This window comes from Cupriavidus sp. SZY C1, assembly GCF_032190535.1.
GTDB classification, from domain to species: Bacteria; Pseudomonadota; Gammaproteobacteria; order Burkholderiales; family Burkholderiaceae; genus Cupriavidus; species Cupriavidus pauculus_C.
The window spans coordinates 27,773-42,050 of the sequence record NZ_JAUANU010000017.1 but is presented as its reverse complement, the minus strand read 5'-3'; the positions used below and the strand labels follow the sequence as shown (position 1 = coordinate 42,050).

Here is a 14,278-nt window from a genome sequence, read left to right as displayed (position 1 = left end):
GCTCAGGAAGTTACGCCGTGCGGCGTGCGCCGGACGACTGCGATATCGACGTTTTCGCCACTGCCAGCCAGAACCAACTGGTTCTGGTCCTTGCCGACCAGTGCGTTTGCGGCGAGGGCAATCGCCAGCCATGGCGCCGCCGAGCCGGCATGGCCGACCGTCGTGTCCAGATCGGCGGGGAGCAGGGGGAGATCGAGTTGGCTAGCGGCTACCCGAAACACACCGGTTTGCGCCGCGTTCATTCCCGTCTGCCACGCTTGCGAGACGTCGGCGGGCGCGACGCCTCCCCATCTCAGGGCGTGCGACAGGTTGTCTTTTGCAGCAGCGGGCAGGCTTCGGACAGGACGGTGGACGGTAGCGTTGTATCGCAACTGATGATTCTGGGCCAACTCGACGGGCATGAGCAGGACCGCGGCGCCAGCTTCCGCAGACCCAGCCGGCGGCGATTCGCTCAACAGAAGATGCAGGCGCGTAGCGACAATCAACCTGGCTTCTCGTGCGTTGCCACCTGCAATCTGATCTAGCCACCCGTCGAGCGTCGCCAGATCACAGCTTGCGTCCTCCGCTGCACAGTGCATCGCACGGAGCCGGCGCTGCTGCCAGCATGTTGTCCATAGGTCGGCGCACGCCTGGTGACCAAGTTCGCCCGCCGCGCAAAGATGGACCACAAGATCGACTTTCGCAGGGATAAGGCGGATACGCTCGGTCATCTCGTCGATAAGCGCCTCGTATAGCCACCGCGTCACCGCCTGCTGACGGCCGCAATCCGCGGTTTGATCGCCCGGCACGGACTCGACATCGGGCAGGCTAAGCCAACGTGCCTTGACGGGGTCCCCGGCGCTGGCAACCGGCTGCCGCGTGACTAGCCTGATACGCCCCGTCCGAAGGCTTTCGACAGCATTCTCTTCAGGATCCGACGAGAACCGGTATGCGGCGCCAAGCAGGGCCAGGGGACGAGCCGCCACGCCATTGACACGCTCCCTGTACTGGCGGACGAGGTCGTTGTGCACCTCGGTGTCGAGTCTCCGGCCAGCATGGAGACTCTGCCAACGCATGACCAGCACGGCCGGAATGCCGATAGGAAACAGCGCCAGGCTGACCCAGAACTTCCAGGTCTGCGTCGACTGTTGCGCGGGCCACAGCACCAGCAGGGCTGTCGCGCCCGCAAGCACCATCACGAGGAAGACGACGATCACGCTCCGCCGAGAGGGCGCGCGATTGTAGGCAGGAGTTTCCTCAGGGAGAAGCGTGAAGTCGACCGCCACACCGCGCCCCTTGCTACAGCGGCGTGGCGATCTGGTGAGGAGAGGGAAAGACCTCGTCGCAGAGATAGCGCATGACCGCGCCAACCGAAGGAGGGCGCGGCTTCGCGAAGGACAGGCCGGAAGTCAGCAAGGCCACCGGCACAAAGCCGAAAGCCTGGAGAATGCATCGACGCGACATAGTATTCATGGTGCCTCCGGAGAGCAGAATGGGATGCGAGGGCGACGACTACCGTCTGCGGTAGCGGCGCCGATGAGGCAATACCCTACGTGGTGGGAGGCAGTACTGTTTTGTCTATGCGCAATCTGACGACAAAAAATTCCCCCTGACGCAAGGGGGCGTAGGGATGCCTCTTCGGGGACGAGGACGGAGCCGGAGGTCCGTCACGCGGCGCCAGGGCGAAGGCGAATGGATTCGACTACGGCGTCCCAGATTGCCAACGCTTCGTCGTCATCGGCAAAGGACTCGTTGTTGGTGGGATAGGCGCTTTGCCCGACCCGCATGGAGACGTTGAGGTTCGGCTCGGCTAGTGATGCAGCCTTTCCCGGCGCCTCCCATTTGAATCCATAGGTCCGTTTGCCGTCCTGCGTACCGGCAATGAGAATCTCATCGGCTTCGATGGGGCCGACGGGGCGTCTGCGGTTCCGCAGTTGGCTGACACCGGTGGCCGCGCCTAGCAAACCGGCGAGAATGCCGCCAGCGCGGTCGCGCAAGCTATCTTCGACTCTGTACTGGGCGTACGACGTCAGGCGAAATGAAACGTCAGGCTTGCCAGCCAAATGAATCTGCATATCCCAGCTTTCGAGATTCATTGTCTTGTCGACGAACATGCAATCACCCGCTACGAAACCAATCCCGGAAGGGATCTCAGGGGATTGGACATCTCGCCATTTTCCAGACATGTCCTCGCACACGCCAAGAGACGAATCGACAAGATCTGGCGATACATCTCCCGCGTAGGCGATGGCTCCTGACCCGATACGGAAATACGTTTCCATGTGGTACATCGCTTCCGAGTAAGGCTTTGCCCAGGAAACGAGTGAAACGGCTCCGTTCTTGTGAGTGGCGCGTCGGACAAACATGGCCCCTCGCTTTTCATGGACGGACTCTCGCAGGTAGCGCTCCCGCTTCGCGACCATTTGCTGAAAATGCTCAAGCGTTTGAACGTCTGGCCGAAGTTCGATCGGCACCTCGTTGAAACTGTAAGTTTCCAGCGTCTCGGCGCCCGGCGGCAGATCGACAAGATGGCGGCCAATGGCGCGAGTTACCCGTGGACTTGTCATGCTGATTCCTTTTTGTGCCAGTTTGCGAGTCTGGCGATTCTGATGATTGCATACATGGTCGCGTAAAGGGATCGGACATCCCCATAGCTTGCTTGATGGTCATAGCCGAACGCCGTGTTCTGTCCCCCGGGGTTCCCCTGACCGTGTGCGAAGATCATGGCTATATCCGCGGTGCCGGGCGCTGCGCCGGAATACATTGGTACCGTTCCGTCGCCCGGGCAGTCCGGTTTTCCGATAGTCAGGCGAAATCCGTTGGATGTGCGAAGTGTGCCGTTGCGGTCATCGCTGACGATGACGAACTTGTGTGGGCTAATTGATGCAAGGTCGTTGCCTTCCCATGCAATTTCGCCCCAACTGTTACGATGTTGGTCAGCCGCTAAGCCCGTGCCGAAGAGGCCATCAGATGGGCCATGGCGGTCACGCATCCCTTGGGCTCCGTAGTGGACGTAGGTGGGATCCCAGTACCGTCCCTCGATTGCGCGGTGGAAGACACGGACGCCGTCGATTGCGATATTCACTACGGAGCGTGTCGACTTGCGCTTGGACGTGCTGACGCTATTGGAGGCCGCGTCTGAGCTTTCGCCGGCCGGATTTAGCAGCTGCAGATTGCTATCCGGCACCAACCCGTACCATTCTGGCGAATTATAGATCTCACTATACGGATCGCCACCGGCGGGAAGGGGCGGCATGACGTCGGCACCAGTTCTTTTGTCTCGCACGCGGAGCCAGGGTTTTCCATCGTTGTAGTCGGCCGTTGGCAGCAACTCGAGACCGCCCGGCGCTTGGGATAGGATGGCTACCACATCAGCCGCGTGGCGTCCTAGGAACAGTTGTTCCACACTTTCGAAGCCCGAACGCATGCGCTTGTATGTTGCAGGTGCTCCGGTCGCAGGTTGCACGCCATGAGATACGCCGAGTATCTTGTCGCACTTGTGGATCTCCGTTAGAGCACGACTGACCAAGCCGCCCATTGAGTGGGTGACGACGATGACCTTCTCCGCCATCGGGCGGTAGGGCTTACGTCGATTGATGCTGCATTGCGGATTCCCTTCTCCGTCTGGCGTGTCGCTGACAGTAACCGTTTTGCCGGTGTTGTAATAAGGGAGGATCGTGTTTTCGATCAGGTTCTTGATGGCCGCGCCGGAGTCGTTGTTGCTCTCTAGCCAGTTGTAGCCCCCAGCCCATACGTCAAACTGATAATTGGCAGCATGCAGAATCTCTTCTCGGGTCAGCGCCTCACCACTTCCAGCGCCCCATTCAGTCGGCGGCTCCATCCCGTGTTTCTCCGCCCAGCCCTTCAGCATGGCCTCCTCACGTTCAAAGTCGTACTCTGCGAGAGTGTTCAGCAGGTGCTGCAGTTGTCCCATGAACGACTGGTAGCAGGAACGCATTAGCGCACCCCAACCACGCGCGGCGAGTACTTTCCGTGGTAGGCCGCTCCGCCCAACGTCTATCGGTCCGCTAGGATCGACTTCTACCGTGGTCGTCTTAAGATCGGCAGCACGCTCTTTCGTGTTTTTGAACACGAAGACGAAAATTTGCCAAATGAGATCGGGAGCGCCGCGCAGATCTAGATTGGGTGGGCGCCATACGCTCTCCTTGCCTTTCTTCTTCCGCAGGTTTGTACCCATGATCCCTGGCAGGAAGACAATTGGAATGACATACGGCTTGGCAAGAACGACTTTCTCTCGGTCATCCTCGGTGGGTGTCAGTGTGGTAGGAATATATTGATCACCGTCGGCATCGACGACGCTTCTGCAGAGGACAACACTATGGCTCGGCATGGTTCGTGACGGAAAAGAGTGGTTAGGCGTTAGTCGAGTATCCGGATTTGAAATCCTTCAACAAACAAGCTTTGCTGAAGAGGCAGCTTTCCCCGGGAATCCGTGGTCATACTCAGGCGGGTGCCATCGCCTCTTACCACCTCGACGCGAGCGTCCGGAAGCGGCTGTCCGGTCGAAGGGTTGCGTACGACATAGGCGTCATTGAAGGTCGTGTGCTTCCGCCTATTCATCTCCTGCGCCAGGGAACTCGGCCCTTCGAAGTCGTGCGACGCCGCCTTAAAGTTTCTGTCCCCGCGGGTCCCGTCCTCGATGCCGGTCGATGACATGCGGAGATACGATCCGCCGCACTTCAGCAGTAGCTCTTCCTTGGCCTCAATAACGACGCGCCCCTTCGCACTGCTGACGGTGACGTTCTGGTCGGCCAGCACGCGGATTGCATCGCTCTGGGCCTGGATATCGACCGCTCCCCGCGCGGCAAACAGTCTGATTCCGAGCTTCTGGGCGAACACGGACACCAGTTCGCCTGCGGCAACGGTGAATCGCTTGAGGGCGCTGAAATCGGTATGGCCTTGTGACGTGGCGATCAGGTTATCGGCTGCGCTCAATTGGAGATCGGAGCCCGAGGCCAGCGCCATCCCGGCCGGCGCGCTCAACAGCATGCCGGCTCGCTTGAGCTGGAGCAGCGTGTCGTTGAGCAATGACTGCTGCCGGGCGTAATCGGCGGCAACCGCCTCGGCGGACTTGGCGGCAGACGCCAATGCCTCGACTTGCTGCAAGGCGAGCTCCAGCAGGCCGCGCGCCGCCTGCATGTCGAGCTGCTGCCCCCCAGCCCCAGGCTGGTCATCGGCAGAAATAAACACCCCCCTCCCACCGCGGATCGCCCCCCACCCCGACGTCCGCAGCTCGAACCCTTCCCCGCGCTTCTTCCTCTGTCCGTCGACCAGATAGCCCAAATTCAACTGGCTCTTGCCGCCGTAATCGGTCGACAGCTTGACGCCTTCCTCGCCCTCCCAGTCCTCGAATCGCAGCTTGTTGTTGCTCTGCGTCCGGATGACGTTGCGCGACAGCCAGCGGTCCTGGTTCGTGATCAGGTCCTCGTGCTCGCTGTGGTGGTGGGCGTGCGCGATATACGGCTTGTTCGGATCGCCGTCCCGGAACGCCACCGCGACCTCGGTGCCGTCGATCAGCGGGAAGTGGAAGCCGGTCTGCCGCGCGCCCGCGAAGGGCTTGGCCAGCCGCAGCGGCACGCTTTCGCTGCCTTTGGGCCAGTCGTCGAAGTCCAGGTCCAGGCGCACCACGTACAGGCCCTGCTGCGTCAGGTAGGCGTATTGGTAGTCCCCCGGGGAAGTCACGCGGCCGCTCAGCGTGCCGGCGATCCGCGGCCATTGGCTTTCGTCGATCGGCAGGCGGAAGCGCCGGTCCGACGGAATCGCCTGGAAGGTATTGCGATAGGCCTCGTCGCGCGCCCCGGAATGGACGACCTCGGTGATGACCTGCCCGTTCGGCGCGTCGTCGAGCGCCATGTCCAGCCGCAGGATCCGTGCCGGACACAGTCCGATGACATTGCTCTGCCCCGTGTAGACGATCTGCCCGGCCAGCGCCGCCTCGTGCCGGAGTTGCGCCTCCCAAGTGGCGCTAGCCGCATCCAGGTGGTGGGTGCCGTAGAGGTAGGACTGGCCGTAGTTGGCCTTCTCCTTGCGGGCGACATTGGCCTCGGCAGCAAGGCGTTCGTAGGCGCTTTCCGGGTTGTAGTCGGCCACCCGGATCGATTCGGGCACAGTCCGCACGTGCGTCTGGATATCGAAGACGGTCTCGATCCCCGCCTCAAGGCCGGCCGTTTCCCGGTACGGCACGCGCAGGGCGGGCTGGTAGAGGTAGTGGTCGATGTCGTCGCAAACCTGGAACACGTCGCCGAAGTGGGATCCGAACTTGCCGGGCACGAAGTAGCTGTACAGCCCCTCCTGCTCCATCAGCAGCCGGATGTAGTCCCAGTCGGACATCTGATACTGAAGTCGGAATTTGTGCTCGGGATAGGCGCGCCGGGTGCGGAACGCGAACTGGCTGCCTTCGAGCCCGTGCCGGCGCAGGATCGACTCGATGATCTGCGGTGCGGTCTGGTGCTGGTAGACGCGGCTTGCCTTGGTCAGCGTCAGCAGCGCCACCTTCGGGCGGACTTCCAGCTCGTAGGCGTGGAAGTCGCGGGTCTGGCGGGTTCTGGAGAAGCGGAAGATGCAGCCGGAAAACTGGCGCGGCGGCGAGCCATCGCCGGGATCGATCGAGAAGGTGGCGTCCTTGCGCAGGTACTCGTGGCGATCCAGCGGCAGGGGGTGGGTGACGCGGACCGTCACCGTGTAGGGCTCGCCCAGCCGCTCGACCGCGTCGAAGGAGACCACCGACAGCGCCACGGCGCTCGGTGCGCCGAGCACTTCAAGAAAGTACGACTGATGGGCAGTCGCCCGCCGCAGCCCTTCGCCCAACGCCTTCAGTCCATCGACCACACCAGCCATCGTCCTTGCTCCGTTTCCCGTGGGATCGACATCGCTGTGCGATCCGTCACTGAAGATGCATCAATCGCTCGGAGCGGGACGTTACGCGGTTTTGAATCGCTTCGTGGGCCAGAATAAACGCCGCTTGACTTCAATCATTGGGCAGGCGGCGGTGGGGTTGCGGCAGGAAAACAGCGCACAGGAAGAGGGCACAGCGGCTGCCCGACGCCCCCGACAGCGCCACGTAATCCGTGGTGCACTTGGGCACCCTCAGTGGTTCACCAGCCGCTGCACGAGGTCCACGGATGTATGCGCGCCGTATTTCTTCATCAGCCGTGCCCGATAGATATCCACGGTGCGCGGGCTGATCGACAGCAGTTTGCCGATCTGCTTGCTGGTCTTGCCTTCCACGAGCTGGGCGGCGATGTCGCGCTCGCGGGCGGTCAGTTCGGCGGTGACCGGGCGTTTCTGCGACAGGTCTTCGAAGGTCCAGATGCCGGCGCCGAGCGGGTCCTTGCGGTCCAGGGCGCGGCCGGTGACGTGGCACCAGAACAGCTCGCCGCCGGCGCGTTTCATGATCCGCTCGTCTGAATAGAGCCCTTTGGTGTTCATCACCGGCACGATCCGGGCGCCGGTGCGCTCGAACTCGTCGGCGGTGGGGTAGAGCACCTGGAACGACTGCCCGACCAGCGCCTCGCGCGTGGTGCCGAAGATCCGGCAGACTTCGTCGTTGCAGTCCTCGATCACGCGGGCGCGTGACAGCACCAGGCCGACCGGGGCGAGTTGGAAGGCGGTCTGGTAGTCGATGGCCGGCATTATCCCTTATGTACTTTTACGTAATGGCGTTGGCGGTATCCGTTGACGTATCCTTTGGGGCGTCAACGGCGGCGCCTGACCGCCGATTGTACCGTTACAATTTCCGCGTGTGGCCAACCGGCCGCAGTCGAGCGGGACTACCGAGGAAGGAGCGAACATGAACAAGGTCTACGCCAGCGCCGCGGAGGCGCTTGCGGGCGTCGTCCGCGACGGCCAGACGATCGCCGTGGGCGGTTTCGGCCTGTGCGGCATCCCCGAAGCGCTGATCGCCGCCCTGCGCGACAGCGGCGTCAAGCAGCTTACCTGCATCTCCAACAACGCCGGCGTCGACGGCTTCGGCCTGGGCCAGCTTCTGGCCACGCGCCAGATCCGCAAGATGATTTCGTCGTACGTGGGCGAGAACAAGGAGTTCGAGCGCCAGTACCTGGCCGGCGAACTGGAGCTGGAATTCACGCCGCAGGGCACGCTGGCCGAGAAGCTGCGTGCCGGCGGGTCGGGCATCCCGGCGTTCTACACCAAGACCGGGGTCGGCACGATCGTCGCCGAAGGCAAGGAAACGCACGAATTCGACGGCGAGACCTATGTGATGGAGCGCTCGCTGGTGTCCGACGTGGCCATCGTCAAGGCCCAGAAGGCCGACAAGGCCGGCAACCTGGTGTTCCGTCGCACCGCGCGCAACTTCAACCCGGTCTGCGCGATGTCCGGCAAGATCACGGTGGCCGAGGTGGAAGAGATTGTCGAGACCGGCGAGATCGACCCGGACGACGTGCACCTGCCCGGCATCTTCGTGCACCGCATCGTGCTGAACAAGAGCCCCGAAAAACGCATCGAACAGCGCACCGTGCGTGCCAAGTAAGGAGACAGATCATGGCATGGACACGTGACGAAATGGCCGCCCGCGCGGCCGCCGAGCTGCAGGACGGCTTCTATGTGAACCTGGGCATCGGCCTGCCGACGCTCGTCGCCAACCACGTGCCGCAGGGCATGGAGGTCTGGCTGCAGTCGGAAAACGGCCTGCTCGGCATCGGCCCGTTCCCGACCGAGGAAGAAGTGGACGCCGACATGATCAATGCCGGCAAGCAGACGGTGACGACGCTGCCGGGCTCGTCGATCTTCTCGTCGGCGGACTCGTTTGCGATGATCCGCGGCGGCAAGATCAACCTGGCCATCCTGGGCGCCATGCAGGTGAACCAGCGCGGCGACCTGGCCAACTGGATGATCCCGGGCAAGATGGTCAAGGGCATGGGCGGCGCGATGGACCTGGTGGCAGGCGTGGGCCGCGTGGTGGTGCTGATGGAACACACCGCCAAGAAGAAGGACGGCACCGAGGACCTGAAGATCCTGAAGGAATGCAATCTGCCGCTGACCGGCGTGGGCGTGGTGAACCGCATCATCACCGACCTTGCCGTGATCGACATCACGCCGCAGGGGCTCAAGCTGGTGGAAACGGCGCCGGGCGTGACGCGCGAGGAAGTCCAGGCGAAGACCGAGGCCGAGCTGATCTAGGCGGTGCCTGCCTGCATCCCTCCGGTATGCCGCTCCCGCCCGGGAGAGGGCCGGAGGGTAGGGCAACAAGGCTCACCGGCCGGTCATGTCCATGGCCGGCCGGAACGTTGAAGCCCTGACGGCCTCAGCTTTTCACTTTGTTGTAGCTCGCAAATACCGACGCGCCGCCGTCGGTCTTCACCAGCAGCACGTCGAACGGGTCCTTGCGGGGCCCGTACTCCATGCCCGGCGACCCTGCCGGCATGCCCGGCACCGCCAGCCCCGCCGCCTTGGGCCGGGCGGCCACCAGCTTGCGGATATCGCCAGCCGGCACGTGGCCTTCGATCCCGTATCCCTCGATGACGCCGGTATGGCAGGAGCCGAAGCGCTCCGGAATGCCGTATTTCGTGCGATAGATACCGGTGTCTTCCACGTCGTGCGTGGCGACCGTGAAGCCGTTGTCGCGCAGATGCTTGACCCAGTCCTCGCAGCAGCCGCAGGTCGGGGTCTTGTAGACGTCGATCTTCAGCGGCTTGGGGCTGCCGGGGGCCTTGGCCGACTGTGCCAGGGCCGCCAGCGGCGACAGCAGCAGGGCGCCGGCGCCGATGCCGCGCAGCACGTCGCGCCGTGAGCGTGGTTGCATGATCATCCCTCCTTACTGCGCCACCCAGCCGCCGTCCATGTTCCAGATGGCGCCCCGCACCTGGCGGGCTGCTTCGCTGGACAGGAAAACGGCCAGCGCCCCAAGTTCCTCGGGCGTGACGAACTGGCCGGACGGCTGCTTTTCCAGCACCAGGTCGCGCTTGGCCTGTTCCACGGGAATGCCCTGCTGCTGCGCGCGGGCTTCCACCTGCTTCTGCACCAGCGGCGTCAGCACCCAGCCCGGGCAGATGGCGTTGGCGGTCACGCCGGTCTGGGCGGTTTCCAGCGCGGTCACCTTGGTGAAACCGACGATGCCATGCTTGGCTGCCACGTAGGCGGACTTGTTGGCGGACGCCACCAGCCCGTGGGTCGACGCCACGTTGATGATGCGGCCCCAGTTCTTGGCCTTCATCGACGGCAGGGCGAGACGGGTGGTGTGGAAAGCGGATGTGAGGTTGATGGCGATGATGGCGTCCCAGCGGTCGGTCGGGAATTCGTCGATCGGCGCCACGAACTGGATGCCGGCGTTGTTGACCAGGATGTCGACGCCGCCGAAGTCCTTTTCGGCGTAGCGCATCATGTCCTCGATCTCGGCCGCCTTGCTCATGTCGGCGCCGTGGTAGCCCACCTGGATGCCGCTGCCGGCGCGGGCGATTTCCGCCTTTGCGCCGTCGGCATCACCGAAGCCGTTGGCGATGATGTTGGCGCCCTGCGCGGCCAGTGCCTGCGCGATGCCGAGTCCGATACCGCTGGTCGAGCCCGTGACCAGTGCCGTCTTGCCTTTGAGCATGTAAGCCTCCGTCGGGAGAGTCAGGATGTGCTGTGGCATTGTACTCGCAGGGCGTACAATCCGGCTTTGGCCCGGCGCCCGATTCCGCTGGTTTTTGCGCGGTCCGGCGCCAATGCGTCATCGGCAGGCATTTCCTAAACACCCGCACGCCGCAGGGGATGCGGCGGCACCCAGCAGGGGAGTTCCAGATGTCATCCAGTCCGCGCCTCGGATTTGTCCAGTGCATCAGCCCGGGCGGCCTGCATCGCATGGCCTATCACGAGTGGGGCGACCCCGCGAACCCGCGCGTGCTGATGTGCGTGCACGGCCTGACCCGCACCGGCCGTGATTTCGACGCGCTGGCGCAGGCGATGGCTGGCGAGTACCGCGTGGTGTGTCCCGATGTGGTGGGCCGCGGGCGGTCGGAATGGCTGGCCGATCCGCGTCAGTACGTGGTGCCGCAGTACGTGGCCGACATGGTGACGCTGATCGCACGGCTGGGCGTGGAACAGGTGGACTGGTTCGGCACGTCGATGGGCGGGCTGATCGGCATGGGGCTGGGCGGGCTGCCCAAGTCGCCGGTGCGCAAGCTGCTGCTCAACGACGTCGGGCCGCGCATCACGGCGCAGGCGATCGAGCGGATCGGCGCCTACCTGGGCTTGCCGGTGCGCTTCAAGACGTTCGAGGAAGGGCTGGCCTACCTGCAGACCATCAGCGCGTCGTTCGGCCGGCACACGCCCGAGCAGTGGCGCGAGCTGAATGGCGCCATCCTCAAGCCCGTGCAGGGCGCCGAGGGGCTGGAGTGGGGACTGCACTACGATCCGGCGCTGGCCGTGCCGTTCCGCGAGACGTCGCCCGAGGCCGTGCAGGCCGGCGAGCCCGGGCTGTGGCAGATGTTCCAGGCCGTGCCGGGGCCGACACTGGTGGTGCGCGGCGCCCAGTCCGACCTGCTGCTGCGCGAGACGGTGGCCGAGATGGTCGCGCGCGGCAGGCAGGTGTCGAGCGTGGAGATTGCCGACGTCGGCCACGCGCCCACGTTCATCGATCCGGCCCAGATTGCCATCGCCCGGGACTTCTTCCTGGGCACCTGAACCGTTTTTTTGTTGAGAACTATCCGAACATGAGCACCGATACCCTGAAGCGCGCCCACGTGGGCAAGCGCCTGTCCGAATACGCGGTCCACAACGGCGTGGTCTACCTGGCGGGGCAGGTACCCGAGGTCGATCCCAAGGCGGACCTGCGCGGCCAGACCCGCGAGGTGCTCGGCCATATCGACCGCCTGCTGACAGAGGCCGGCAGCGACAAGACGCGCATCCTGATGTGCCAGATCTTCCTGACCGATGTCAGCCGCATCGGCGAGATGAACGAGGTCTGGGATGCCTGGGTGCCCCAGGGCAACACGCCGCCGCGCGCGACGGTGGAAGCAAAGCTGGCCAATCCCGACTACCTGATCGAAGTAGTGGTGACGGCCGCCCTCAACTGACGCCGGACGATGTGACATGGTGACGTCGACGGAGCTGACGGGCCAGACCGCGGGCATCCCCGATGCCGGGCTCGTCGAGCGCGCACTGGCATTCGTGCGCGAGGTGGCGGACGGCGAGACGCCGGTGCTGCTGCCGACCGGTGAAAGCGTGCTGTCGCATGCCGAGGGCATGCTGCGCATCCTGGACGGCCTGCGCGTGGACGACGCCGCGCGCGCCGCGGCCTGCCTGTTCGCGGCCGCCGCCTTCGTGCCCGAGGCCGAGGCGCGGATCGAGGAAATCTTCGGCGAGGAGGTGGTGCGGCTGGTCAAGGGCGTGCGCCAGCTACTGCGGATCGGCGCCATCGCGGTGACGCAGGCCGATGTGTCGGAATCGTCGAAGTCGCAGGTGGCGGCCCGGCACGAGCAGGTGGAGGCGCTGCGCAAGATGCTGCTGGCCTTCGCGCAGGATATCCGCGTGGTGCTGGTGCGGCTGGCGTCGCGGCTGCAAACGCTGCGCTGGCTGGCGCAGACCAAGAACCCGCCGCTGCCCGGCGTGGCGCGCGAGACGCTGGACATCTACGCGCCGCTGGCCAACCGGCTGGGGATCTGGCAGATGAAGTGGGAGCTGGAAGACCTGGCGTTCCGCTTCGAGCAGCCCGATACCTACAAGCGCATCGCCAAGCTGCTGGACGAGAAGCGCATCGAGCGCGAGGGCTACATCGCCAGCGCCATCGCGCGGCTGCAGTCTGAGCTGGCGTCGGCCGGCATCCGCGCCGAGGTGAGCGGCCGGCCCAAGCATATCTACAGCATCTGGAAGAAGATGCGCGGCAAGGAGCTGGACTTTGCCGACCTGTACGACGTGCGCGCCTTCCGCGTGATTGTGGACGACATCAAGGACTGCTACACGGTGCTGGGCATCGTCCACCATATCTGGCAGCCGATCCCGCGCGAGTTCGACGACTATATTTCGCGGCCGAAGGCCAACGGCTACAAGTCGCTCCACACGGTGGTGATTGGCGACGACGGCCGCGCGTTCGAGGTGCAGATCCGGACGCAGGAGATGCATCACTTTGCCGAGTACGGCGTGGCGGCCCACTGGCGCTACAAGGAGGCCGGCGGCAAGGGCTACGCGGGCCAGTTCGCCGCCGACAACACCTACGACGAAAAGATCGCCTGGTTGCGGCAACTGCTGGCCTGGAAGGACGAGGCCGACCACACCGTCGCGCACGAGGACTCGCCGTGGGAGCAGCTCAAGCACGCGGCCATCGACGACCATATCTACGTGCTGACCCCGCAGGCGCGCGTGGTGGCGCTGCCGCAGGGCGCCACGCCGGTCGATTTCGCGTACTACCTGCACAGCGACCTGGGCCACCGGTGCCGCGGCGCGCGCGTGGACGGCGCCATGGTGCCGCTGAACACGCCGCTCAAGAACGGGCAGACCGTGGAGATCGTGGCGGTCAAGCAGGGCGGGCCGTCGCGCGACTGGCTTAACGCGGAGCTTGGCTACCTGGCGAGCAACCGGGCCCGGTCCAAGGTCCGGGCGTGGTTCAACGCGCTCGATTCGCAGGAAACGCTTGCGCAGGGCCGCGCGCTGATCGAAAAGACACTGCAGCGCGAGGGCAAGACAGCGGTCAACCTCGACGACCTGGCCACGCGGCTCAATTTCAAGTCGACCGACGATCTGTACGCGGCCGTTGCCAAGGAAGAATTCAGCCTGCGGCATGTGGAGCATGCGCTGCGCCATCCCGAGGGCGAGCCGCAGCCGGCGTTCAACGAGGAAGAGGCCGTCACCAAGAAGAGCCGGGCCACCAGCGTGGCGCGCGGCGCCAAGAGCGGCGTGCTGGTGGTGGGTGTGGACTCGCTGATGACGCAGATGTCCCGCTGCTGCAAGCCGGCGCCGCCCGACGAGATCGTCGGCTTCGTCACACGCGGGCGCGGGGTGTCGATCCATCGGCGCAACTGCAACACGTTCCTGCAACTGTCGGCCCGCGCGCCCGAGCGCGTGATCCAGACGGAATGGGGCAAGCGCAGCGACGCCGTGTACCCGGTCGACATCCAGGTGGAGGCGGTGGACCGGCAGGGGCTGCTGCGGGACATTTCCGAAGTGCTGTCGCGCGAGAAGATCAACGTGACCGGCGTGAAAACGCTGTCGAACAAGGGGGTGGCGCGCATGCAGTTCACCGCCGAAGTGTCGGAGGCCACGCAGCTCCAGCGGGCGCTGGCGCTGATCGAGGATGTGCAGGGGGTGTTGCACGCGCGGCGCAAATAAGGTTATACTTCGCGCTTCG

13 protein-coding genes are annotated in these 14,278 nt (G+C 64.4%); 5 read left to right on the top strand and 8 right to left on the bottom strand.

What is annotated here, in order from left to right; genetic code table 11:
• Window positions 1-2: 2 nt before the first annotated feature.
• The 6 genes from QTN24_RS22160 to QTN24_RS22135 all read right to left on the bottom strand — a co-directional run bounded on the left by QTN24_RS22160 (window position 3) and on the right by QTN24_RS22135 (window position 7,632).
• Complete coding sequence (locus tag QTN24_RS22160; protein WP_313839852.1) at window positions 3-1,196, bottom strand: hypothetical protein; 1,194 nt, start codon at window positions 1,194-1,196, stop codon at window positions 3-5.
• An 82-nt stretch (window positions 1,197-1,278) separates the two neighbouring features.
• A complete protein-coding gene (locus tag QTN24_RS22155; RefSeq protein ID WP_313839851.1) occupies window positions 1,279-1,452 on the bottom strand; it encodes a hypothetical protein in 174 nt (57 codons plus the stop codon).
• Between the two features lie 194 nt (window positions 1,453-1,646).
• Entirely contained in the window at window positions 1,647-2,546 is a 900-nt protein-coding gene (locus tag QTN24_RS22150; RefSeq protein WP_313839850.1) for a T6SS immunity protein Tli4 family protein, read from the bottom strand.
• Entirely contained in the window at window positions 2,543-4,330 is a 1,788-nt protein-coding gene (locus QTN24_RS22145; RefSeq protein ID WP_313839849.1) for a hypothetical protein, read from the bottom strand. Before QTN24_RS22145 ends, QTN24_RS22150 begins: the two co-directional genes overlap by 4 nt.
• Window positions 4,331-4,359: 29 nt before the next feature.
• Window positions 4,360-6,837 (bottom strand): type VI secretion system tip protein VgrG, encoded by a 2,478-nt coding sequence (locus QTN24_RS22140; RefSeq protein ID WP_313839848.1) that lies wholly within the window; start codon window positions 6,835-6,837, stop codon window positions 4,360-4,362.
• Window positions 6,838-7,086: 249 nt separating this feature from the next.
• Window positions 7,087-7,632, bottom strand: coding sequence for a PAS and helix-turn-helix domain-containing protein (locus QTN24_RS22135; protein ID WP_124684533.1), 546 nt, complete (start codon window positions 7,630-7,632; stop codon window positions 7,087-7,089).
• A 157-nt stretch (window positions 7,633-7,789) separates the two neighbouring features.
• Here QTN24_RS22135 and QTN24_RS22130 point away from each other — a divergent pair, with 157 nt between their 5' ends.
• Together QTN24_RS22130 and QTN24_RS22125 are read left to right on the top strand one after the other, a co-directional pair.
• Window positions 7,790-8,488, top strand: coding sequence for a CoA transferase subunit A (locus tag QTN24_RS22130; protein WP_124684532.1), 699 nt, complete (start codon window positions 7,790-7,792; stop codon window positions 8,486-8,488).
• Between the two features lie 11 nt (window positions 8,489-8,499).
• Window positions 8,500-9,138, top strand: a complete 639-nt coding sequence (locus QTN24_RS22125) for a CoA transferase subunit B (RefSeq protein ID WP_313839842.1) — start codon at window positions 8,500-8,502, stop codon at window positions 9,136-9,138.
• A gap of 124 nt (window positions 9,139-9,262) precedes the next feature.
• Here QTN24_RS22125 and QTN24_RS22120 read toward each other — a convergent pair whose 3' ends face one another.
• Window positions 9,263-9,760, bottom strand: a complete 498-nt coding sequence (locus QTN24_RS22120) for a DUF411 domain-containing protein (protein WP_313839840.1) — start codon at window positions 9,758-9,760, stop codon at window positions 9,263-9,265.
• A gap of 12 nt (window positions 9,761-9,772) precedes the next feature.
• Window positions 9,773-10,549, bottom strand: a complete 777-nt coding sequence (locus QTN24_RS22115; RefSeq protein WP_313839838.1) for a 3-hydroxybutyrate dehydrogenase — start codon at window positions 10,547-10,549, stop codon at window positions 9,773-9,775.
• 188 nt (window positions 10,550-10,737) lie between these two features.
• Here QTN24_RS22115 and QTN24_RS22110 point away from each other — a divergent pair, with 188 nt between their 5' ends.
• The 3 genes from QTN24_RS22110 to QTN24_RS22100 are packed head-to-tail and all read left to right on the top strand — an operon-like array spanning window position 10,738 to window position 14,259.
• Window positions 10,738-11,619, top strand: coding sequence for an alpha/beta hydrolase (locus QTN24_RS22110; protein ID WP_313839836.1), 882 nt, complete (start codon window positions 10,738-10,740; stop codon window positions 11,617-11,619).
• A 29-nt stretch (window positions 11,620-11,648) separates the two neighbouring features.
• Window positions 11,649-12,011 carry a RidA family protein gene (locus QTN24_RS22105; protein WP_313839834.1) on the top strand — a complete coding sequence of 121 codons (363 nt, stop codon included), beginning with the start codon at window positions 11,649-11,651 and terminating at the stop codon, window positions 12,009-12,011.
• Window positions 12,012-12,027: 16 nt separating this feature from the next.
• Window positions 12,028-14,259 carry a RelA/SpoT family protein gene (locus QTN24_RS22100; RefSeq protein ID WP_124684526.1) on the top strand — a complete coding sequence of 744 codons (2,232 nt, stop codon included), beginning with the start codon at window positions 12,028-12,030 and terminating at the stop codon, window positions 14,257-14,259.
• Window positions 14,260-14,278: the final 19 nt, after the last annotated feature.